Origin of the sequence: Mesorhizobium sp. M1E.F.Ca.ET.045.02.1.1 (genome assembly GCF_003952485.1) — a bacterium.
In the GTDB taxonomy this organism is placed as follows: Bacteria; Pseudomonadota; Alphaproteobacteria; order Rhizobiales; family Rhizobiaceae; genus Mesorhizobium.
In genome coordinates this window covers 4,808,738-4,829,667 of record NZ_CP034447.1, presented here as the reverse complement: position 1 = coordinate 4,829,667, position 20,930 = coordinate 4,808,738, and the positions used below count along the sequence as shown (strand labels likewise).

The 20,930-nt window shown below is 62.1% G+C and carries 26 protein-coding genes and 1 tRNA gene; 17 read left to right on the top strand and 10 right to left on the bottom strand.

Annotated elements, in window-relative coordinates; genetic code table 11:
* Window positions 1-8 precede the first annotated feature (8 nt).
* The 3 genes from EJ070_RS23210 to EJ070_RS23200 form a co-directional block, all read right to left on the bottom strand.
* Complete coding sequence (locus tag EJ070_RS23210) at window positions 9-314, bottom strand: DUF982 domain-containing protein (protein WP_126093429.1); 306 nt, start codon at window positions 312-314, stop codon at window positions 9-11.
* 222 nt (window positions 315-536) lie between these two features.
* Complete coding sequence (locus EJ070_RS23205; RefSeq protein ID WP_126093428.1) at window positions 537-773, bottom strand: hypothetical protein; 237 nt, start codon at window positions 771-773, stop codon at window positions 537-539.
* Window positions 774-887: 114 nt separating this feature from the next.
* Window positions 888-1,283, bottom strand: a complete 396-nt coding sequence (locus EJ070_RS23200; protein ID WP_245464650.1) for a hypothetical protein — start codon at window positions 1,281-1,283, stop codon at window positions 888-890.
* Window positions 1,284-1,501: 218 nt separating this feature from the next.
* Between EJ070_RS23200 and map the strand changes: the two genes are divergently transcribed.
* The 10 genes from map to EJ070_RS36370 all read left to right on the top strand — a co-directional run bounded on the left by map (window position 1,502) and on the right by EJ070_RS36370 (window position 10,093).
* Entirely contained in the window at window positions 1,502-2,329 is an 828-nt protein-coding gene (gene map / locus EJ070_RS23195; RefSeq protein WP_126093427.1) for a type I methionyl aminopeptidase, read from the top strand.
* 399 nt (window positions 2,330-2,728) lie between these two features.
* The gene (locus EJ070_RS23190) at window positions 2,729-3,415 is read left to right on the top strand and encodes an OmpW family protein (RefSeq protein ID WP_126095876.1); all 687 of its coding nucleotides are present in this window, start codon (window positions 2,729-2,731) and stop codon (window positions 3,413-3,415) included.
* A 236-nt stretch (window positions 3,416-3,651) separates the two neighbouring features.
* Window positions 3,652-4,404, top strand: a complete 753-nt coding sequence (gene radC / locus EJ070_RS23185) for a DNA repair protein RadC (protein ID WP_126095875.1) — start codon at window positions 3,652-3,654, stop codon at window positions 4,402-4,404.
* 134 nt (window positions 4,405-4,538) lie between these two features.
* Window positions 4,539-5,423, top strand: coding sequence for a cytochrome c oxidase subunit II (coxB, locus tag EJ070_RS23180; RefSeq protein WP_126093426.1), 885 nt, complete (start codon window positions 4,539-4,541; stop codon window positions 5,421-5,423).
* 22 nt (window positions 5,424-5,445) lie between these two features.
* On the top strand, window positions 5,446-7,221 hold the full coding sequence (gene ctaD / locus EJ070_RS23175) for a cytochrome c oxidase subunit I (RefSeq protein ID WP_126093425.1): 1,776 nt from the start codon (window positions 5,446-5,448) through the stop codon (window positions 7,219-7,221).
* Window positions 7,218-7,922, top strand: coding sequence for a cytochrome c oxidase subunit 3 (locus tag EJ070_RS23170; protein WP_126093424.1), 705 nt, complete (start codon window positions 7,218-7,220; stop codon window positions 7,920-7,922). Before ctaD ends, EJ070_RS23170 begins: the two co-directional genes overlap by 4 nt.
* Before the next feature lie 10 nt (window positions 7,923-7,932).
* Entirely contained in the window at window positions 7,933-8,646 is a 714-nt protein-coding gene (locus EJ070_RS23165) for a heme-copper oxidase subunit III family protein (RefSeq protein ID WP_126093423.1), read from the top strand.
* A gap of 25 nt (window positions 8,647-8,671) precedes the next feature.
* On the top strand, window positions 8,672-9,064 hold the full coding sequence (locus EJ070_RS23160; protein WP_126093422.1) for a cytochrome C oxidase subunit IV family protein: 393 nt from the start codon (window positions 8,672-8,674) through the stop codon (window positions 9,062-9,064).
* A gap of 143 nt (window positions 9,065-9,207) precedes the next feature.
* Window positions 9,208-9,681 carry an aminoacyl-tRNA deacylase gene (locus EJ070_RS23155; RefSeq protein ID WP_126093421.1) on the top strand — a complete coding sequence of 158 codons (474 nt, stop codon included), beginning with the start codon at window positions 9,208-9,210 and terminating at the stop codon, window positions 9,679-9,681.
* A gap of 259 nt (window positions 9,682-9,940) precedes the next feature.
* A complete protein-coding gene (locus tag EJ070_RS36370; RefSeq protein ID WP_189350014.1) occupies window positions 9,941-10,093 on the top strand; it encodes a hypothetical protein in 153 nt (50 codons plus the stop codon).
* A gap of 78 nt (window positions 10,094-10,171) precedes the next feature.
* Here the strand turns inward: EJ070_RS36370 and EJ070_RS23145 are convergent, their stop codons facing one another.
* The 3 genes from EJ070_RS23145 to tig all read right to left on the bottom strand — a co-directional run bounded on the left by EJ070_RS23145 (window position 10,172) and on the right by tig (window position 12,923).
* The gene (locus tag EJ070_RS23145; RefSeq protein ID WP_126093419.1) at window positions 10,172-10,552 is read right to left on the bottom strand and encodes a cytochrome c family protein; all 381 of its coding nucleotides are present in this window, start codon (window positions 10,550-10,552) and stop codon (window positions 10,172-10,174) included.
* 177 nt (window positions 10,553-10,729) lie between these two features.
* A complete protein-coding gene (locus EJ070_RS23140; protein WP_126095874.1) occupies window positions 10,730-11,194 on the bottom strand; it encodes a hypothetical protein in 465 nt (154 codons plus the stop codon).
* 229 nt (window positions 11,195-11,423) lie between these two features.
* Window positions 11,424-12,923 (bottom strand): trigger factor, encoded by a 1,500-nt coding sequence (tig, locus tag EJ070_RS23135; RefSeq protein WP_126093418.1) that lies wholly within the window; start codon window positions 12,921-12,923, stop codon window positions 11,424-11,426.
* 359 nt (window positions 12,924-13,282) lie between these two features.
* On the opposite strand from tig, the gene EJ070_RS23130 reads away from it, so the two are divergent.
* A tRNA-Leu gene (locus EJ070_RS23130) sits at window positions 13,283-13,367 on the top strand.
* A gap of 334 nt (window positions 13,368-13,701) precedes the next feature.
* Complete coding sequence (locus EJ070_RS23125) at window positions 13,702-14,634, top strand: hypothetical protein (RefSeq protein WP_126093417.1); 933 nt, start codon at window positions 13,702-13,704, stop codon at window positions 14,632-14,634.
* 51 nt (window positions 14,635-14,685) lie between these two features.
* Here the strand turns inward: EJ070_RS23125 and EJ070_RS23120 are convergent, their stop codons facing one another.
* Both EJ070_RS23120 and EJ070_RS23115 read right to left on the bottom strand, forming a co-directional pair.
* Window positions 14,686-15,267, bottom strand: a complete 582-nt coding sequence (locus tag EJ070_RS23120; RefSeq protein WP_126093416.1) for a GDYXXLXY domain-containing protein — start codon at window positions 15,265-15,267, stop codon at window positions 14,686-14,688.
* The gene (locus EJ070_RS23115; protein ID WP_126093415.1) at window positions 15,264-16,382 is read right to left on the bottom strand and encodes a DUF2157 domain-containing protein; all 1,119 of its coding nucleotides are present in this window, start codon (window positions 16,380-16,382) and stop codon (window positions 15,264-15,266) included. The genes EJ070_RS23120 and EJ070_RS23115 overlap by 4 nt, the downstream gene beginning before the upstream one ends.
* Before the next feature lie 234 nt (window positions 16,383-16,616).
* Here EJ070_RS23115 and EJ070_RS23110 point away from each other — a divergent pair, with 234 nt between their 5' ends.
* The 5 genes from EJ070_RS23110 to EJ070_RS23090 all read left to right on the top strand — a co-directional run bounded on the left by EJ070_RS23110 (window position 16,617) and on the right by EJ070_RS23090 (window position 19,482).
* On the top strand, window positions 16,617-16,757 hold the full coding sequence (locus EJ070_RS23110) for a DUF1127 domain-containing protein (RefSeq protein ID WP_082056373.1): 141 nt from the start codon (window positions 16,617-16,619) through the stop codon (window positions 16,755-16,757).
* A gap of 50 nt (window positions 16,758-16,807) precedes the next feature.
* Complete coding sequence (locus EJ070_RS23105) at window positions 16,808-16,948, top strand: DUF1127 domain-containing protein (RefSeq protein ID WP_126093414.1); 141 nt, start codon at window positions 16,808-16,810, stop codon at window positions 16,946-16,948.
* A gap of 451 nt (window positions 16,949-17,399) precedes the next feature.
* The gene (trmFO, locus tag EJ070_RS23100; protein WP_126093413.1) at window positions 17,400-18,809 is read left to right on the top strand and encodes a methylenetetrahydrofolate--tRNA-(uracil(54)-C(5))-methyltransferase (FADH(2)-oxidizing) TrmFO; all 1,410 of its coding nucleotides are present in this window, start codon (window positions 17,400-17,402) and stop codon (window positions 18,807-18,809) included.
* Window positions 18,810-18,881: 72 nt separating this feature from the next.
* The gene (locus EJ070_RS23095) at window positions 18,882-19,184 is read left to right on the top strand and encodes a type II toxin-antitoxin system ParD family antitoxin (RefSeq protein WP_126093412.1); all 303 of its coding nucleotides are present in this window, start codon (window positions 18,882-18,884) and stop codon (window positions 19,182-19,184) included.
* Entirely contained in the window at window positions 19,156-19,482 is a 327-nt protein-coding gene (locus EJ070_RS23090; RefSeq protein WP_126093411.1) for a type II toxin-antitoxin system RelE/ParE family toxin, read from the top strand. The genes EJ070_RS23095 and EJ070_RS23090 overlap by 29 nt, the downstream gene beginning before the upstream one ends.
* Here the strand turns inward: EJ070_RS23090 and EJ070_RS23085 are convergent, their stop codons facing one another.
* Both EJ070_RS23085 and EJ070_RS23080 read right to left on the bottom strand, forming a co-directional pair.
* A complete protein-coding gene (locus tag EJ070_RS23085) occupies window positions 19,483-20,433 on the bottom strand; it encodes a sterol desaturase family protein (protein WP_189350012.1) in 951 nt (316 codons plus the stop codon).
* Window positions 20,433-20,858, bottom strand: coding sequence for a hypothetical protein (locus EJ070_RS23080; protein WP_126093409.1), 426 nt, complete (start codon window positions 20,856-20,858; stop codon window positions 20,433-20,435). Before EJ070_RS23080 ends, EJ070_RS23085 begins: the two co-directional genes overlap by 1 nt.
* Between the last annotated feature and the right edge of the window lie 72 nt (window positions 20,859-20,930).

The following is a 20,930-nucleotide window of genomic DNA, read 5'->3' as shown; positions in this document are numbered from 1 at the left end:
ATTGAAGGTTATGCCCTCGCCTCGCGAGACGCCCTTACAGCATTGCCGCGCTTGCCGGGGAACATCACGTCCCTGGCGAGCAACCCGCTGACGCGGCAGAAGGCCATGAAGGCCCGGCAGGCTTCCTCCGCGCTCGCGACATCGACCGTCGCGCCGAAGCAGGCGTTGAAGGCGGCGTCATAGACCTTGCTCTGCCGGCGCTTCGGCCAGTTCTGCAGGAAGTCGAGCGCCTGTTCGACGCTGTAGATTTCCTCGACCGGCAGGCCGGGCGCGGGCGTGATGCGCACCGGCACCTCGAATTGCAGTCTGTCCATTCCCTGTCTCCCGAACTGGCGCGGTTGCAGCAACGCCATCCGTTCTGAAAAGTTTGCAAAAGTTGCTTTTGCGGCTTTCTGGCCCAGGAATGTGACCTCAGTGCGGTCGGCGGTGCGAGCCGAGGTACGGCGGATCGGCACTTGGCCGCGTGCTGCGTGGATATGTTCGTTCGACGGAGCGATGTAACCGCATCGCCCCGTCTGCCCGCCTTGCCATTGCATCTACTGGTTCGCCGGATCCGTCTCCGCCTCGTAGGCCATGCGAGAGACCACCATCAGCAGATAGGCGGACGGCCCGGCGAAGATGACGCCGAGCACGACCGCTGCCGTCCCTTCCATGCGAAGCGTTTCGGCGATTGCCCAGTAAACGGTGCCGATGCAGATCAGCGCCTGGACGGCGAGAAATGAAGCCGCCGAGGCGGCGCGCGTGAGGGCTTTGAACGTCTTGATACGTTGCATCGCGAAGTTCCGAATTGGCGCGCCATGCAACCGGCGGACGGCCGATAGCCGTCCCCGGGTCGCGGCGCGAAGGAATGTTTGGAGTGTGAAAGCTGCGGTCAGCGACCGACGGGCTCAGGAGGTTGGTGGCGCCCGAGGCTGGTTGGCATGCGAGAGCGGCGCTGCCGCAAAGGCAGGCACGATGTTCGTCGGCGCCGGCGAAGCCCGGCCAACGACGAGGAAATCGAATGACGGGGCGAGCGCGCCGGGATTGCCGTTGACGAGCTTTATGGGCGCCGGCCGCCCGGCGCGGGCTTCGACGCCCGGCGCCTTGCCGGTGACCCTCAGCAATGCAAGCGTTTCGCCCTGCCGCGTCGCGCTGATGCCGGCGCCGCCCGAGACCGCGGCTGCGGAAGCGGAGACTTCAGCCTGGGCGAAGCCCACCAGCGCGAGCATGAGCAGCGCCATCAAGGCCGAGCATGCGGCCCTGACCGGTAGCAGCCTCGATCTTGCGCGTTCCGATGCCGTCAACGGCACAAATCTCCTGTATACTGACTCGCCCTAACGCACGGGTTGGCGAAAGGAAAGCCCTGCGAACAACCCAGCCCGCGCCAACCCTGCGCCAGCGAATATTCCCCGCAACAGCCGGCTGAAGGCACTTCGTCCTTGAACCTTGCGGCTTCCGGTGCCAAATCTGGAGAAAATTCAGGCATCGGCTCGCGTCAGGAGCCAACCCACAAACGGACAAAATGGTCACTTATCTCGACGCCGCGACGGCACCCTTAAGAAACACCGGCCAGATCCGCCTCTATGGCGAGGAAGGCTTTGCCGGCATGCGCAAGGCTTGCGACCTGACCGCGCGCTGCCTCGACGAGCTTGTGCCGATGGTGAAGCCCGGCGTCACGACCGAGACCATAGACCGCTTCGTCTTCGAGTTCGGCATGGACCACGGCGCATTGCCGGCGACGCTCAACTATCGCGGCTACACAAAATCGTCCTGCACCTCGATCAACCACGTCGTCTGCCACGGCATTCCCGACAACAAGCCGCTGAAGGACGGTGACATCGTCAACATCGACGTCACCTATATCCTTGACGGCTGGCATGGCGATTCCTCGCGCATGTATCCCGTCGGCACGATCAAGCGCGCCGCCGAACGTCTGCTCGAGGTGACCTACGAATGCCTGATGCGCGGCATTGCCGCGATCAAGCCCGGCGCCCGCACCGGCGCCATCGGCGCCGCGATCCAGACCTATGCCGAGGCCGAGCGCTGCTCGGTGGTGCGCGACTTCTGCGGCCACGGCGTCGGCCAGCTCTTCCACGACGCGCCCAATATCCTGCACTACGGCATCGTCAACGAAGGCGTCGAAATGCGGCCGGGCATGATTTTTACCGTCGAGCCGATGATCAATCTCGGCCGCCCGCACGTGAAGGTGCTGTCGGACGGCTGGACGGCGGTGACGCGCGACCGCTCGCTGTCGGCGCAGTACGAGCACACGATCGGCGTCACCGAGACAGGCTGCGAGATCTTCACGCTGTCGCCGAAAAAGCTCGACCGCCCCGGCCTGCCGGCCTGAGGCGTATTGAGATTCGGGTCAGGCCGAGCCGAGACTAACGGGTTTCCGAGAACCGGGCGGGAGCGCATTTGCAGTACGTGAGCCCCGGCCGACGCCGACCGAGCCTTGACTACATAGTGACTCATGAGTGCTTCGGCCGGCGAATGCCGGAAGCGCAGGGCACTGCCATTCGCAGGCCGGCACGACTTCCGACTCTCTGCCTCCTGTAGCTATCCGATCTTCCAGACCTGAGCTCGGCCGGTTGTCGCGATCGTCGTGTAGCATTTTTGTTACACGCGACATCGGAAACCAATGCCGCTTCAACTACCTCATCGGACCATTGATCTGAGTCAACCGAGCATCTCTCCACGGCTGTCATTGCTGCAGCGCACCAAATTCGAAATTTCAAGGAGAGATATTATGGTGAGAGACTGGATGGGGTCGCGGCGGGGGATCACAGTTGCCATCGCCCTTGTCTTGGCAGGACTGCAGCAGGCTGCGGCGGCGGACGTGCAATCCGTGGACGTGACGCAGGCTCCTGTAGCCGCATCCGGCCCTTGGCAGATTCGCGCGCGCGCCCTGGGCGTGATCACGGACGACAAGGGCAACGTCAACGGAATCCCCGGCTCTGACCTTTCCTATTCGGATACGGTGACGCCGGAATTGGACATCTCCTGCTACTTCACGGACAATCTCGCCGCTGAACTCGTTCTCGGCACCACCTACGCCAATATCTACGGCGAGGGAACGATCAGCGGGTTGGGCAAGATCGGCAAGGTCTGGGTGCTGCCGCCTACGCTCACGCTGCAATACCACTTCACCGATTTCGGCGCCTTCAAGCCCTATGTCGGTGCCGGCGTGAACTACACGATCTTCTATAACCAGGATGCCGGCAGCGCCGACGCTCTCCATGTCAAGGACACATTCGGCGGCGCCCTGCAGGTCGGCTTCGATTACATGCTGGATCAGCATTGGGGCCTCAATTTCGACGTCAAGAAGCTCTTTTTGGAGCCGAAATTCGACGTCACGGTCGGCGGCACGAACTTTACAGGTAAAGCCAAGCTCAATCCCTGGCTGATCGGCACGGGCGTCACCTATCGCTTCTGACCAGGCAAAACGAAGCCGCTTGCCTGCATTTGAGTCGCTGTTCGGAGGGTGCTTTCTCGCGCCCTCCTCGCGCTGTGAGCGCCTTCGTCACCTTCAACACGCAAGCGCATACCGTCGACATGACCGAAGCCGAGGCGGGATTTCTCGCACTCGCGCCGAAAAAACTCGACTGGGCCCGGCCTGCCGGCTTAGAGTTCCTTCCTGCCGGGCCTTTTCCGGCCAAGAGCGGGCGGCCTATGGGGGAAACCGGCGACGACGAGCGGGGATTTTTCGCGGAGCTGCCGATCCGGCGGCCCGCGAAGGCCGAACCGGCCGAAAAGCCGCATTACCACGGCCATCGCGATCGTCTTCGCGAACGTTTCGTTGCCGGCGGCGCGGACGCCCTGCCTGACTACGAGTTGCTCGAGCTCCTGCTCTTCCGGCTGATCCCGCGCGTCGACACCAAGCCGATCGCCAAGGCGCTGATCGCCCGCTTCGGCTCGCTCGCCGAAGTGCTCGGCGCGCCGGCGTCGCTGCTCGAGGAAGTCAAAGGCATCGGCCCGGCGGTGGCGACCGATCTCAAGGTCATCGCCGCCACGGCACAGCGCATGGCGCGCGGCGAAGTGCGCGGCCGCGAGGTGCTGTCGAACTGGACGCAACTCCTCGACTATTGCCGCTCCGCCATGGCGTTCGAGACCCGCGAGCAGTTCCGCATCCTCTTCCTCGACAAGAAAAACGCGCTGATCGCCGACGAGGTGCAGCAGACCGGCACCGTCGACCACACGCCGGTCTATCCGCGCGAGGTGGTCAAGCGCGCGCTCGAACTTTCCGCCAGCGCCATCATCCTGGTGCACAACCATCCGTCCGGCGACCCGACGCCGTCACGCGCCGACATCGAGATGACCAAGCAGATCATCGATACGGCAAAGCCGCTTGGTATCGCGGTGCACGACCACATCATCATCGGCCGCAAGGGCAATGCCTCGATGAAGGGGCTGCTGCTGATCTAGGCCCCCCGCGGGCGCAAATAGCAACATGTGGCCACCGGCTAGTCGGCTCTGGAATTTCAACTGGAAATCGAGCATGATGCGGCTTGGCATTCCTGAATGCTTCGCTCTCCTGGGAATGCCGGGAGGAACGGGACATGGCGATTGCGCTTGTACTCGTTTTAGTCGTTGTGGGCTCGGTGTTGTTCCACTTCCTGAGCCCATGGTGGTGGACGCCGATTGCCTCGAATTGGGACTATATCGACAACACCATCATCATCACCTTCTGGATCACCGGCGTCGTCTTCAGCGCCGTCGTGCTTTTTATGGCCTATTGCGTGTTCCGCTTCCGCCATCGCGAAGGCAACCGCGCGGCCTATGAGCCGGAGAACAGGCGCCTCGAATCGTGGCTGACGGTCGTCACCGCCGTCGGCGTCACGGCCCTTCTGGTTCCAGGTCTGTTCGTCTGGAGCCGCTTCGTCAACGTTCCAAGCGAGGCGGCCGACATCGAGGTTATTGGTCAGCAATGGCAGTGGAGCTTCCGCCTGCCCGGCAAGGACGGCAAGCTCGGAACTTCGGATACCCGCGACGTAACCGCTGACAATCCGTTGGGCGTTGCCCCCAAAGATCCGAACGGCCAGGACGATGTCTTGGTCGAGGCCGCCGATCTGCACCTGCCGGTCGGCAAGCCGGTCAAGGTGCTGCTGCGTTCGATCGACGTGCTGCATGATTTCTATATCCCGGAATTTCGCGCCAAGATGGACATGATCCCCGGATCCGTCACTTATTTCTGGTTCACTCCAACCAGAACCGGAACCTTCCAGGTCTTGTGCGCCGAGTTATGCGGCCAGGGGCACCCGCTGATGCATGGCGTGGTCGTGGTCGACACCGAGCAGGACTACCAGGCCTGGCTCGGCCAGCAACAGACTTTTGCGCAATTGTCGGCGCCCCAGCAAACGGGCTCCGCGGACCGCCGGCCAGGAGAGACGACGGCGTCCGGTCCCGACATTGCGGCAAAACTCGAAACTGTCGAGGCCCGCTGAACAGGGCACGGAGGTGCTCCAAATGGTCGACGTCACACCCGCAGATGCCGTTCCGCCCGCCGAAGTCGGAGAGGTGGAACTGTACCATCCGCATAGCTGGTGGACGAAATATGTCTTCTCTCAGGACGCCAAGGTCATTGCGGTCCAGTATTCGGCGACGGCAACGGCCATCGGTCTTGTGGCGCTGGTGCTGTCCTGGCTGATGCGCCTGCAGCTTGGTTTTCCCGGCACGTTCGACTTCATCACTCCGGAAGCCTATTACCAGTTCATCACCGTGCACGGCATGATCATGGTGATCTACCTGCTCACCGCGCTCTTCCTTGGCGGCTTCGGCAATTACCTCATCCCGCTGATGGTCGGCGCCCGCGACATGGTCTTTCCCTATGTCAACATGCTGAGCTACTGGGTCTATCTGCTCGCCGTGCTCGTTCTGGTGTCGAGCTTCTTTGCGCCGGGCGGACCGACGGGCGCAGGCTGGACGCTCTACCCGCCGCAGGCCATCATGACCGGCACGCCGGGCGGCCAGGATTGGGGCATCATCCTGATGCTCTCTTCGCTCATCCTGTTCATCATCGGCTTCACCATGGGTGGCCTGAACTATGTGGTGACGGTGCTGCAGGGCCGTACGCGCGGCATGACCCTTATGCGCCTGCCGCTCACCGTCTGGGGCATCTTCACCGCCACCGTCATGGCGCTGCTCGCCTTTCCGGCGCTGTTCGTCGCTTGTGTGATGATGCTGCTCGACCGTCTGCTCGGCACCTCCTTCTTCATGCCGGCGATCGTCGAAATGGGCGAGCAGCTGCAGCACAATGGCGGCAGCCCGATCCTATTCCAGCACCTGTTCTGGTTCTTCGGCCACCCGGAAGTCTACATCGTGGCCCTGCCGGCCTTCGGCATCGTGTCCGACCTGATCAGCACGCATGCGCGCAAGAATATCTTCGGCTACCGCATGATGGTCTGGGCCATCATCGCCATCGGCGCGCTGAGCTTCGTGGTCTGGGCGCACCACATGTATGTCAGCGGCATGAATCCTTATTTCGGCTTCTTCTTCGCCACCACGACGTTGATCATTGCCGTGCCGACCGCGATCAAGGTCTATAACTGGGTGCTGACGCTGTGGCGCGGCGACATCCACCTCACCATCCCCATGCTGTTCGCGCTCGCCTTCATCGTCACCTTCGTCAACGGCGGCCTGACGGGCCTGTTCCTCGGGAACGTCGTCGTCGACGTGCCGTTGTCGGACACGATGTTCGTGGTCGCCCATTTCCACATGGTGATGGGCGTCGCGCCGATCCTGGTTATCTTCGGCGCGATCTATCACTGGTATCCGAAGGTCACCGGCCGGATGCTCGACGAGACGCTCGGCCGCTTCCATTTCTGGGTCACCTTCCTCGGCGCCTATCTGATCTTCTTCCCCATGCACTATCTCGGCCTTATGGGCGTTCCTCGGCGCTACGCCGAACTGACCGACATGACGATAATGACGGAGTCGGCCCATCATCTGAACTCGTTCATCAGCATCATGGCCTTCATCGTCGGCTTCGCCCAGATGGTGTTCCTGTTCAACCTGATCTGGAGCATCCGCCATGGCCGCGAGGCCGGCGGCAACCCTTGGCGGGCAACGACGCTCGAGTGGCAGACGCCTGAGACGCCGCCTGCGCACGGCAATTTCGGCAAGGAACTGCCGATCGTCTATCGCTGGGCCTACGACTACAGCGTGCCAGGAGCCAAGGAGGACTTCATCCCGCAGAACGTGCCGGGCTCCTTCGGCCTCGGCCCCTCCAGGGAGCCGGCATGAGCGTTATCGTTGTCTTTTTGCTGGTAATCGCCGGCTTTGCCGGCTGGTGGCTTTCGCACCAGGGGCTGACGGCGAAGCCATGGCTCGAGCAAGGCATGGCCGGGGATTTCGTCGACCTCGACCGGTCGCCCCTGCCCACCGCCAAGATCGGCCTCGGCGTCTTCCTCGCCGTCGTCGGCTGCCTGTTCTCGCTGTTCACCAGCGCCTATTTCATGCGCATGGGCCTGTCGGACTGGCGGCCGCTGCCGCTGCCGCGCCTGCTGTGGCTGAACACCGGCGTGCTGGTGCTGAGCAGCGTCGCGCTGCATTGCGCCGTGGTCGCCGCGCGCAGAGGCCAGTTGGACATGGTGAAGCTCGGTCTTGCAACGGCCGGGCTGACCGCCCTCGCCTTCCTGGCCGGCCAGTTGGCGGCCTGGCGGCAGCTGACCGAAGACGGCTACCTGCTGGCCTCCAACCCGGCCAACAGCTTCTTCTATCTGATCACCGCAATGCATGGCCTGCACATAATGGGCGGGCTGGTCGGCCTTGGCAGGACGAGCGCCAGTGCCTGGAACAGCGCCCGGCCGGAGCGGTTGCGCCTCGGCGTCGAGCTCTGCGCCATGTATTGGCATTTCCTGCTTTTCGTCTGGCTCGGCATCTTCGCCGTTCTGGCCGGCTGGGCGGCGACATTCATCGACATTTGCCGGCAATTGCTGACCTAGGAGGCAGGCGATGGCTGAGACGACACATAGCGGCCAGTTGAATCGCCCCGAGGGCTGGCGCGGTATCGCCGCCGATTGGGCCTCGGATCAGCGCGCGTTCAAGAACGTGTCCTGGGGCAAGGCCATGATGTGGATCTTCCTGCTCAGCGACACCTTCATCTTCGGTTGCTTCCTGCTTTCCTACATGACGGCGCGGATTTCCACCCGCGTGCCGTGGCCGAATCCAAGCGAGGTCTTCGCCTTGCGCATCGGCGGCTCGGAGATCCCCCTCATCCTGATCGCCATCATGACCTTCGTGCTGATCTCGAGCAGCGGAACCATGGCCATGGCGGTCAATTTCGGCTACCGCCGCGATCGCCGCAAAACCGCGATCCTGATGCTCTTGACCGCTGCGCTCGGCGCGACATTCGTCGGCATGCAGGCCTTCGAATGGACCAAGCTCATCACCGAGGGGGTGCGGCCCTGGGGCAATCCCTGGGGCGCCGCGCAGTTCGGCTCGTCCTTCTTCATGATCACCGGCTTCCACGGCACCCACGTCACGATCGGCGTGATCTTCCTGATCATCGTGGCTCGAAAAGTCTGGCGTGGCGACTTCGACACCGGGCGGCGCGGTTTTTTCACCAGTCGCCGTGGCCGTTACGAGAATGTCGAGATCATGGGACTCTACTGGCACTTCGTCGACCTGGTCTGGGTGTTCATCTTCGCCTTCTTCTATCTTTGGTGAGAAGCAGCTTTGTTGAGAGGCAGATATGGCTGAAGCAACCGCAAACGGTCTCGGACAACACGCACTGCATTCCACCCACGATGCGGCGGCCGTCACCAAGGCGGACACACATCAGGAACATCCGATCAAGCTCTATCTGGTGGTCTGGGCGTGGCTGTTCATCCTCAGCACCTGCTCCTATCTGGTCGACTATTTCGGTATCCACGGCTACCTCAGATGGTCGCTGATCCTGATCTTCATGATGCTCAAGGCGGGACTGATCGTCGCCGTCTTCATGCATATGGCCTGGGAGCGGCTGGCGATGATGTATGCGATCATCCTGCCGCCGATATTGGTGCTGGTTTTCGTGACGATGATGGTCCTCGAAGCCGACTATACGCTGTTGACCCGTATCGCATTTTTCGGGCCCGGCCCCTGACGCGCGGTTCGATCCAGCCGCGACACAACCAGCCGGGAACGGCGGGTGCCTTTGCCATGAAACAACTGGCCGTGAAACAATAAGGCCGCCCGTCCATTTTGGTTTGACGCATGCGTCGTGAACTCAAGCAGAGGACGCGGAAAATGACGATAGCAAGCAGACTAAGGAACTTTATTGACAGCAAGGGAATCCTCTACGACACCGTCGCGCATCATCGAACCGCCACCAGCAGACAGAGCGCCATCGCCGCGCATGTGCCCGGCAGCATCATGGCGAAGTCGGTGGTCGTTCACCACGAACTCGGTTATGCGCTGGCGGTGGTCCCAAGCACCCACAGGATCGAGCTCGGCAAGCTGCAGGACGTCATGGACAAGCGCCTCGGGCTCGCGTCCGAGGACGAGGTGGTATCGCTCTTCGATGATTGCGACATCGGCGCCATACCGCCGATCGGCGCCGCCTATGATGTGCCGGTTATTCTGGACGAAAGCCTCGGCGATGCCGCCGACATCTATTTCGAGGGCGGCGACCACAAGACGCTTGTGCATGTCAGCGGCAAGGATTTCCGCAACCTGACCACGGGCGCGCGTCAGGCGCGGTTCAGCCACCGGGCCTATTGAGCGCACACCGGCACTCTCGCCGGTCCGTCACAACAGGGCCTGCTCAGTTCGCCGGTCTGGGGCCAGCCGGCGGCTCTATAACCTTGCGGTACAAATGCCAGGTGGCGTGACCGAGAATCGGCAGCACCACAGCCAGTTCTGCGTGACGCGCATTAATGCATGTCGCCCAAAAGTGCGCAGCGGTTTTGGGAGAACGACATGCATCAAAACAAAGACTTAAAGCGCGTCGCCCGAATCCGCTTCAGCGTGACGCGCATTAATGGTCAGCCGCAGCGGCGCGCTGGCTCCAGAGCTGCTTTTTCGCTATCCTCAGGCTGCGAAGGTGAACGTCATGGACACGCGGACGCTTCTCATACTCGGCCTTGGCATAATCATCCTGCTGGCATTGGGCTTCTTTGCGCTGCCTTCGTGACGGCGCAGGGCGCAGCATTCCGGCAGCAGTGCCGACGATCTTCCTTCAGGATGAGCAGGCCACCACCGGTGGGGTTGCTTATTTGGAAAACTGTTTCAGATAAGCGATGACGTTGGCTATGTCCTGATCGTTCTTGAGGCCGGGAAACGCCATCTTCGTCCCTTTGACCATGGCCTTGGGATCGTGAAGATACGTTGTCAGGGTGGGCTCGTCCCATTTGACGCCGGATTTTCCGGCTTCGATCATGGCTGTCGAATAGGTGAAATCGGGGTGCGTGCCCGCCGTCCGGCCGATGACGCCGTTCAGCGATGGACCAACCTTGTTCTGGTCCTTGTCAGCGACGTGGCAAACCTTGCATTTGGTGAAGACCTTCTCGCCTGCAGCGGCATCCTGTGCCCGTGACGGATTCACGGTGAAAGCGACAGCAGGCATGATGGCTAAGAACGCGATTGCGCGCATGGCATTTCCTCCCTGATCGCCGTTGTGCCAGCGTGCCGGTCGCGGCGGCATGCCGCACTTCATGGCAGAGCGGAATATCCGCATCTCCGCAGTGGAGTTGCGCTACCTGCATACCACAGAATCCGGCCATCGGATAGGAAAGCCAACATTTTGCGAAGGGTTACAAGCCGAGCCGGCTCACGGCGGATCGGTGTTGCAGCTTGCCGCGATCTGGCCGATCGCCTCGGAGAGCCCGGCGAGCTCGAAATCGGCCTCGCCGCGCCCGGACAACAGGCCGAAACGCCATGACAGCAACAGACGGTTCGCCGAAACCAGCCGCTTGATGCCGTCATCGCCTTCCCTGACCAGCAATTTGCCGCGCGGGCCGACAGACCAGCTCTCATCGAATTTGCTGCCGCCGTCGACCATGACCGACATGGTGATCTTGCGGCTGGCGGAGACCGCGTCGTTGAGCTGCAGCCATTCGCTCCAGCGCGGCTCGCCGCCAGGCCGGCAGGCCAGCGTCAGCACCGGACTGTAGCCCAGCGCACCGCCGCCGGTGATCAACTTGTTGGTGGCGTGGAGTGATGCCGTTACCTGGCCGTCGCCGCCGGCGTCGACACGCCAGTTGCCGAGATCCGGACCGGCCTGAGCATTCTCCATGGCCGCGGCAAGCAGGAGCGCCGCGGCAACAACCACGCCCCTCGTCCTGAATGCCTGCCTCACCGGTACCTCCAAACGACCCTGCGAAATGCGATACCGCGCAGATAATCATCAACGTTCGGTATCGCCAGCAGTGGGAATTCATCTGAAGTCTGCTGTGTTGCCGTGCGGCAACAACGAAAAAGGCCGCCCGAGGGGCGGCCTTTCGAAATCAGATTGTCGAGCCGTTTTACTCGGCGTCCTTGGCGGCCTTCTTCTTCGGCGCGGCCTTCTTCTTGGGCTCTTCCGCCTCGTCGGCGGTTTCGCCCGCCTTTGCTTCGCTTGCCTTGGCCTCAGCCTTCTTCGAGGAAGCCTTCTTCGCCGGCTTCGCCTTGGTCGCGGTCTCTGCCTCCTCGTCGTCGGCCATCAGCTCTTCCTTGCTGACCTTGACGTCGTTTACCGAGATCTGGCCGAGCAGATAATCGACGACCTTTTCCTCGAACATTGGCGCGCGCAGCGAATTGATCGCCTCCGGGTTGTTGCGATAGAACTCGAAGGCTTCCTGCTGCTGGTTGGCCGGGAAGCGGCGAACCTGTTCGAACAGGCCGCGCTGCAACTCCTCGTCCGACACGGTGACGCCGGCCTTCTCGCCGATCTCGGCGAGAACCAGGCCGAGACGCACGCGGCGTTCGGCAAGACGCATATATTCGGCGCGCGCCTCTTCTTCCGTGGTCTCCTCGTCGGCGAAGGTACGGCTGGCCGCTTCGAGGTCTCGGTTGACCTGCGCCCAGATGTTGTTGAACTCGGCTTCGACGAGCTTCGACGGCGCCTCGAAGGAGTAGGCGGCGTCGAGCTGGTCGAGCAGCTGGCGCTTCACCTTCTGGCGGGTCATCGAACCGAACTGGTTCTCGATCTGGCCGCGCACGATCTCGCGAAGACGCTCCAGCGATTCCAGGCCAAGGTTCTTGGCGGTCTCGTCAGTGACTTCGAGTTCGCCGGGCTTCGCCACTTCCTTGACGGTGACGTCGAAGGTGGCTTCCTTGCCGGCCAGATGCGCCGCCTGGTAGTTCTCGGGGAAGGTGACGGTGACCAACTTCTCGTCACCGGCCTTGGTGCCGATCAGTTGATCCTCGAAGCCCGGGATGAACTCCTTGGAGCCCAGCACCAGCGGCTGGTCCGTGCCGGCGCCGCCGGCAAAGGCCTCGCCGCCGATCTTGCCGACATAGTCGATGGTCACGCGGTCGCCTCCGGCGGCCTTGCCATCCTTAGGCTCGTAGCTGCGCGCGGATTCGGCGACGCGCTTCACCTGGTCTTCGACTTCCGACCCCGGCACGTCGTAAACCTGGCGCGTCACCTTGATGTCGGAGAAATCCTTGATCTCGATCGCCGGGATGACTTCGTAATTGAGACGGAACTCGAAGTCGGCGCCGCCGGCCAGGATCTTCTCGGCTTCCTTCTCGTCCTCGGTCATGATCACTTCGGGCTGCATGGCAGCCTTTTCGCCGCGGCCCGAGATGATCGAGCGGGTCGAGTCGTTGAGGATCTCGTTGACGACTTCGGCCATGAACGACTTGCCGTACACCTTGCGCAGGTGCTGCACCGGCACCTTGCCCGGGCGGAAGCCGTTGATCCGCACCTTGTCGCGGGCGTCGTTGAGCCGCGCCATCAGCTTGGCTTCCATGTCACCGGCCGGCACGGTGATCTTGATCTCGCGCTTGAGACCGGAGTTGAGCGTTTCGGTGACCTGCATCCTAAAACCTTTGTTTTCACCAATGAGGCTGCCAAACGGTTCCTAGCCGTTCACAGCCTGCCGGTATAATCTTGCCGGAAATGGCTTTTGGTACGGAACCCGGTGATCTGACCGCTGTCGCGGCTCAAACTCTCCTGAACTACGCTTCCAAAATGTGAAGAAGTCTTTGTTTTTCCTACTTCTTCTTGCATTCTGCAGAAGCGGATAGTCGCGTCCCGTCACATTCGACACGCCTTTTGTCACAGGCTAGGCTAATTTTCAACTATCTTCGCGATTAGGCGAATGACGGCCATTTGGACCCCGACCCATTTGGACCCTCACATTGACAGAATGATGGCTACATGGGATTGCCGGGGAACGCGGATGTGGCGGAATTGGTAGACGCCCTGGATTTAGGTTCCAGTGCCGAAAGGCGTGGGGGTTCGAGTCCCTTCATCCGCACCATCCTTCGCTCTGACGAGCTTCGGGCGACGAGCCACCTGAAGATCAGTGAGCAAAAGGGCCTCTCCGAAGCCTTGGCAAAAGAACGACCGGAGCAATCAATTCCTGGCGGCGCGAGCAAGGCCTTACGCCCGCGGAGACAATTCCGCTTTTTGCCTATCCGATGCACTTGAAATAGCCCGTTAACAGGTTCTTAGTTGCAGCAGGTGGGTTGGGGCTCTGTCAGGTTGTGCGCGTCGTTTCTCTGGTTCTAGGGGTTGGGTCAGCTGTCGCCGCAGCGACATGTCAGGTTGAGGCTTTAGAGTACACTGCGGCCTCCTCTCCGGGCGGGCAGCCGATGCTTGTTGTCTCCGGTGAATTTGGCGCCAACGAACCCGTGAACGCCTTAGGCAACGCGGTTGCGAGCAGCGGGGCCAGGGTGATCGTATTCAACTCGCCCGGCGGCAATGTCGGCAGTGCGATTCGGCTGGGGCGCATGATCCGCGCGGCAGGGTTGGATACGCTTCAGGTTCGCCAATTGCAGTGCGCTTCGGCCTGCTCACTGGCCTTCTTGGGTGGCGTCCACCGTATTGCCGAACCAGGTTCTATCGGTATTCACCGGCCGTTCCTCAAACCGGCTGACGGGATGTCCAACGAAGAGGCTGACGCCCGTGTCCAGCTCGGAACGGCCGCAGTCCTAGCCTATGTAGTCGAGATGGGAGTGGATCCCAAGCTGATGGAATTGGCTTCGAGCTACGGCAAGCATGATATAAGATACCTGTCGGCGAGCGAAATGGCTGACTTGCGCGTGACCAATGCCGAAACGAGCCAATCGCCGGCAGATACATCGCAGATGTCTGCGAGGCCAAATCCCGCGCCCGTGCCTTCCCCTGTACCCGATGCCACGCAACAGCCGGAAAGCGTAGCGGTCGCCTTCGTCAAGGATCTCATCGAGCATCATGGCGACAACGACGATTTCGCTCTTGCTCAAGCTCAGGCGTCCTACGCTCCCACGGTCGACTATTATGGCAAGTTGACGAACCTGAGCTCGATCATTCAGGACAAGAGGAACTATTATCAGCGATGGCCTGAACGCGGATATAGCGTCCGCAATGACAGCATTATGGTCAACTGCGTTGACGATCGCTGCATTGTCTCGGGCGTCTATGACTGGGTTGTACGCAGCCCCTCGATACACAAGCAGGAAAAAGGCGTAGCAAACTTTAGCTATACGATTTCGATTGGTCCCTATCTCAAAATCATCGCAGAGACAGGCAGTGTTCAGCGATAACCGAGACCACCGTTCAGGCGGACCGTCGCGCTCACGCCAAGGCCGTACACACTAATAAAGCGGCTCCTCGAACAGCGTCTTGCTGCCGTCCATGAGCGCCTTGATCTGCGCCGCGCCGTTGGCTGACAGCGCCAGCTTGATGCCGAACGGCCGCACGCGCATGTCATTCTGGATCGCCACGCCCTGGCCTTCGGGCAGATAGAAGCGCTCGATCCCGTATTCCGGCGCGATCGTCATGTTGGGTGAGCGTAGATCCCAGCCATCCGCCACATGGCCGACAATGTCGGCCTCATCGGAAGCGGCAGGCGCCGGCGCCTGATCGAACCATGCCGCGCTCGGCTGCCAGTAGCCGTCGGCACCCTTCTTCAACCTGACGACGAGCTCGGAATCGTTGCTGGTGAACTTGCCTGGCGGAATGTTGGCGATGAGCCTCACCGGGATGCGCGATATGTCATAGCCAAGCGAGATGTAGTCGCCGCGCAGAAGATCGCGTGGGTCCACAGGCTCGATCTTCAAAACCACTTCCTTGCCGTTGCGCAGGATCGCCGCGCGTCCGGCAATGATCCAGCTCAGGAAGCCGATCTGGAAAAGCGCCAGCACCAGCGCCGAGATGATCAGTCTTTTCCCGGTCATGCCGCTGCTCCTCCCCCGGCAGGCGTCTTCATGCGCTTTTCGACGCGGATGATGACCAGCGCCAGTATCCCCAGCAGCACGGCCGCGGACAGGAAGAAGCCGGCCGTGCCTAGCATCGACTGCAACATCACAACATAGATGATGGCGAGTTCGAAGGCGAAGCCGGCATAGGCCACCCAGCGCAAGCCCCTGCTCTCACGACCGCCCAGCATGATCGCCGCGACGATGCCTGCAAGCGCGGTCGCTGAGGCAATCGCAAAGCCGCTGTTGTAGCTCGCCTCATCGCCCAGTTCGAACTGGACCATCGCCAGGCCGGCGAGAAAACCGATAAGCGCGTGCAAGGGCAGCCGGCCGCCGAGCTGCACGATCCTGTCGACGGGTTCCGCCGCGAAGATCGCAGCCGCGAACAGCGCCGCCGAGACGAGCACGAGCGGAATGGCGACTTGCAGCGTGTTGTGATCTATCGCCAGCAGCACGAGATAGAACAGGATCGACAGGACGATCAGGTGTCGCGCCGCCTGGCTGCGTGTCCAGAATGAAATGGCAAACAGCACCAGCGCAATTGCCGCGAAGAGATAGGGAAACTCGGCCCGGCGGAAAAATCCGCCCCATTTGAGGAACAACCAGGCATCGGCGATGCCGACCGCAGCCACGGTGAGGGGGTTCGAGCGCAATGCGACCGCCGCCAGCGCGGTGCCGGCGCACCAGGTCAGCAGCGCCGCGGCCTCGTCTCCCGACAGGTGATACATCTGGCCGATCAGCGCGATCGATCCGCCGAAGGCCGCGGCGGCGACGACCCACAGCGCCTCGCCGATCGCCGCGTGATCGCGTGTCTTCAGCAACGCACCGCCGACATAGCCGCCGACGATGACGGCAAACAGCGCTGCCACGCGCGCCAGCCGGGGAATGGCTTCCCAGTTGGCGGCCACGAAGATGAGTATCGCAGCGCCGAACAGCAGTGCGGCCATCATCGCCAGGATCGAGCCGAAGCTCAGCGAGGTGCGCTCGTTGGCGGCCACGTCGCGCGCCAATGCATCGGCCGTCGCCGCATCAATCAGGCCCGCCTCCCGCCAGCGGGCAATATCCGCCCTCACCCGTGTCGCATAGCCCGCCATGCGTTTCCCCCAAGCTTGGTCATTTTTTTAGCCGCAAGGGCCAAACCGTTGACGCAGCGGCATTTTCCGATTCGGTCTTCTTTGTGTCGCAAGCGTGAAGGGTCGTTAATGTTGCATTGCACAATTTGCATTGCTGCCATGCGCCAATGACACTTTTAAACCGATATGATCCGACCTATTTTCTGTTCGTACACAAACGGAATGATCCGAACTAAAGACGAAACGAGCACTACCATGAACCTGATCCGCAACTACCGCAACTGGCGCCGCTACCGGGAAACCGTTTCCGAGCTGAACCGCCTGTCGAACCGTGAACTGACCGACCTCGGCATCAGCCGCAGCGACATCCACTACGTCGCCCGCAAGGCGGTCTAATCCGCTTCGGACCGCGAATGGTCCGAACCAGTTTTGAGAAGAGTAAGACAATGAACCTGATCCGCAGCTACCGTAACTGGCGCGTTTATCGCGAGACGGTTTCCGAGCTGGGTCGGCTTTCGAACCGCCAGCTCTACGATCTCGGTATCGTTCGCGACGAGATCAAGACGATCGCCCGCAAGGCGGTCTAAGCAAGGCATTTCGCCAGGGTCGACCTCCTCCCCGACCCTGACGGATACGGCCAACCCTCACCTCCTCCCGAGGGTTGACCACCGAAACGGCGCCCGCCGGACCTCCTCCCCCGGCGGGCGTTGTTCTCCAAAAGGTTCCGCCCCTTTTCAACATGTGGCGGAAGGAATTTCGTCAAAGCCGACCTCCTCCCCGGCGATGGCGAATACGGTCGATCTTCACCTCCTCCCGAGGATCGACCCCCAAAACGACACCCGCCGGACCTCCTCCCCCGGCGGGTGTTGTTGTTTTTGGAGCAATTCCAGAAAAAGTGTGCAGCGGTTGGGCTCGGCGACGTCGCCGTAAGCCTCGTCCGGAATTGCGTAAAACAAATAGCTAGGGGGCAGTCTTCCCGCACCAGCCCGCCGAAGCCGGCAATTGCATTCGCCGCGCCAAGCGACTATTCCGGCGCTCATGAGCAAAGATCCCGTTCACGTCATCGGTGGTGGCCTCGCCGGCTCCGAGGCGGCATGGCAAATCGCCGAGGCCGGCGTTCCGGTCGTGCTGCACGAAATGCGCCCGGTGCGCGGCACCGATGCCCACAAGACCGACGGGCTGGCCGAGCTCGTCTGCTCCAACTCGTTTCGCTCGGACGACGCCGAGACCAATGCGGTGGGCCTGCTGCACGCCGAAATGCGGCTTGCCGGCTCGCTGATCATGAGCGCCGGCGACGCTCACCAGGTGCCGGCTGGCGGCGCGCTCGCCGTCGACCGTGACGCCTTCTCCGATGCGGTCACCGCGAAGATCAACGCCCACCCGCTGATCACCATCGTCCGCGAGGAATTGCCTGGCCTGCCGCCGGCGGAGTGGGACCAGACGATCGTCGCCACCGGCCCGCTGACGGCGCCCTCGCTTGCCCAGTCGATCGCCGAGGCCACGGGCGCCGATGCGCTCGCCTTCTTCGACGCCATCGCGCCGATCGTTCATTTCGACACGATCGACATGAACACCTGCTGGTTCCAGTCGCGCTACGACAAGGTCGGCCCCGGCGGCACCGGCAAGGATTACATCAACTGCCCGATGGACAAGGAGCAGTACCTCGCCTTCGTGGCGGCGTTGCTGGAGGGGCAAAAAACCGAGTTCAAACAGTGGGAAGGCACGCCCTATTTCGACGGCTGCCTGCCGATCGAGGTGATGGCCGAGCGCGGCGTCGAGACGCTGCGCTACGGGCCGATGAAGCCGATGGGCCTGACCAACATCCACAATCCGTCGGTCAAGGCCTACGCCGTCGTCCAGCTCCGCCAGGACAATGCGCTGGGCACGCTCTACAACATGGTCGGTTTCCAGACCAAGCTGAAGCATGCCGAGCAGGTGCGCATCTTCCGCACCATTCCGGGGCTAGAGAACGCCGAGTTCGCGCGCCTCGGCGGCTTGCACCGCAACACCTACATCAACTCGCCGACGCTGCTCGATCCGTCGCTGCAGCTCAAATCGCGGCCGGGCCTGCGCTTTGCCGGCCAGATCACCGGCTGCGAAGGCTATGTCGAGAGCGCCGCGATCGGCCTGCTCGCCGGCCGTTTCGCCGCCGCCGAACGGCTCGGCCAAGCGCCCTCGCTGCCACCGCCGACCACCGCCTTCGGCGCGCTGCTCAACCACATTACCGGCGGCCACATCGTTTCGGACGACGAGCCCGGAAAACGCTCCTTCCAGCCGATGAATGTCAATTTCGGCCTGTTTCCGCCGGTGGAGGCGCCGAAGGTCCAAGGAAAACGCCTGCGCGGCAAGGACAAGACCATCGCCAAACGCCATGCGATCACGACACGCGCGCTTGCGGATTGCCGCGAGTGGCTGGGATTGCCGGCGCGAGCGCAAGCCGCGGAATAGGCTTTTCGGTTCCGATTGGACGACCCATATGAAGTAGGATACTATCCTACTTTATATGCATGGAGCTATCCCGTGGAGTCCGCCGAGAAACTCTCCATCACCGTCACGCCAGCCATGGCCCGGATGATCCGCGAAAAGGTCGAGGACGGCTCGTTCGGGTCCGCGAGCGAAGTCATCCGCGCCGCACTCCGCGCCTTCCAACGCGAGGAAGAGGAGCATGCCGAGCGCATGGCCTCGATCCGGGCGCGGGTGAAGGCTTCGATTGAGGACAAGAGGCCAGCCGTTCCGCTCGATGAGGCGATCGCGAGGGTAAAGGGTCGGATTTCGCAGATGGCGCGAGACAGTGATGATTCAACGTCTCGCCGTCGTTCTTAGCGAAGCGGCCATATCCGATCTCGATGCTATTGCCGCCTATATTTTCGAAAGCAGCGGTAGCGGCAGTATCACTATAAGCTTCGTTGATCGCATCAGGGACCGCTGTCACAGCATCGGCAATGCGCCCCGCGGCGGGCGCCAGCACGATGACATTGTGCCGGGTCTGAGGACTGTCCCGTTCGAGCATTCCGCCGTCATCGCCTATATCGTCGAAAGCGATATCGTGCGCATCGTCAATATCTTCTACGGCGGCCGCGACTACGAAGCGCTGCTACGTGGCGGCGGTGAACCGTCCTGACTACTCCGCCGGCTCTGCGCCTGCGGCCGGCAGCCCTGGCCTGCCCGCCTCCGCCGGATTTCTCCGCACATAAGCCGCCTTCAGCGTCTCCGACGTGTCGCGCGAGCCGTCATGGCTCCAGCCGGGCGGCTGGATGAGATAGTTGAGGCGTTGGCTGAGCGTCAGCCCCGGCTTAGCCGCATCCTTGAACATGCCTATCCATTCGTGGAAGGCCACCTTCAGCGGATTGAAGGTGCCGATGTTCTTGACGATGCCGTAGCGCGGCCGGTCTCCCTCCAGTTCCTCGACGAAAGTGCCGAACATGCGGTCCCAGATGATCAGCGTGCCGGCAAAATTGGCATCGAGATAGCGCGGGTTGGTGGCATGGTGGACGCGGTGATGCGAGGGCGTGTTGAAGATGAGTTCGAACCAGCCCCACATCTTGCCGATCGTCTCGGTGTGGATCCAGAACTGCCAGACGAGGTTGAAGCCGAAGACGAAGGCGATCACGGCCGGGTGGAAGCCGGCGAGCACCAGCGGCGCCTGCAGGATGAAGGTGAAGGTGAAGAGGCCGGTCCAGCTTTGCCTCAGCGCCGTCGAAAGATTGTAGTGCTGGCTGGAATGATGGTTGACGTGCTCGGCCCAGACCCAGCGCACCCGGTGCGCGATGCGGTGATAGACGTAGTAGCGCAGGTCATCGAGCAGGAAGGCGGCGACAAAGACCCAGACCGACAGGCCGAGATTGAAGAAGCGGAACTGCCAGAGCCACACCAGCGCCCAATAGGACACGACGCCGAGCAGCAGACCGGCGACGACATTGCCCGTGCCCATCATCAGGCTGGCCAGCGTGTCGCGCGTCTCGAACGATCCCTTGGCGCGGCCGGTGCGCACCAGCCAGAGCTCGATCAGGATCGCCGCGACGAAGAACGGGATGGCAAGCTGGGTGACTTGCGGAAAATTGTAGTCGTCCATCACGCCGCCTTTCGGGTCCGATCGCGGGCTTGCAGCGCCGCCGCCATGGCCAGCGCGTCGGCTTCGTTGGCAAAGGCAAACCGCCCGCCTTTCCAGGTGAAATCATCCATCCGCAGCAACACCACGCTCCCTTCCCGCACCAGGGCGAGAACATCCCGCGGCGTGACGATGCGCGTCAGGAAACAGTCGCCGATGCTGTGAACGATGCCGCAGCGTTGCGAGCCGAGTTCGAGGAACGCGGCATGCCTGTCCGATGTCAGCCGCACGGCACCCGGCTTTTCGTCCGGAAAGTCTTGGGCAAAACGTGCGAGCGCCTGATCAGCAGTGGCAAACGTCGCGGTTGTCGTGCCACCGGTGAAATGCACGGCGGCGACCGACAGCGCGATGCCGAACACGACGAGGACAACCAGGACTGGCAGTGTCATGGAATGGCGGCTCCTCCGGCGGCTCGCATTTCTCTGACGCGAGTCCACGCGACGGAATCCCTAGCACGATTG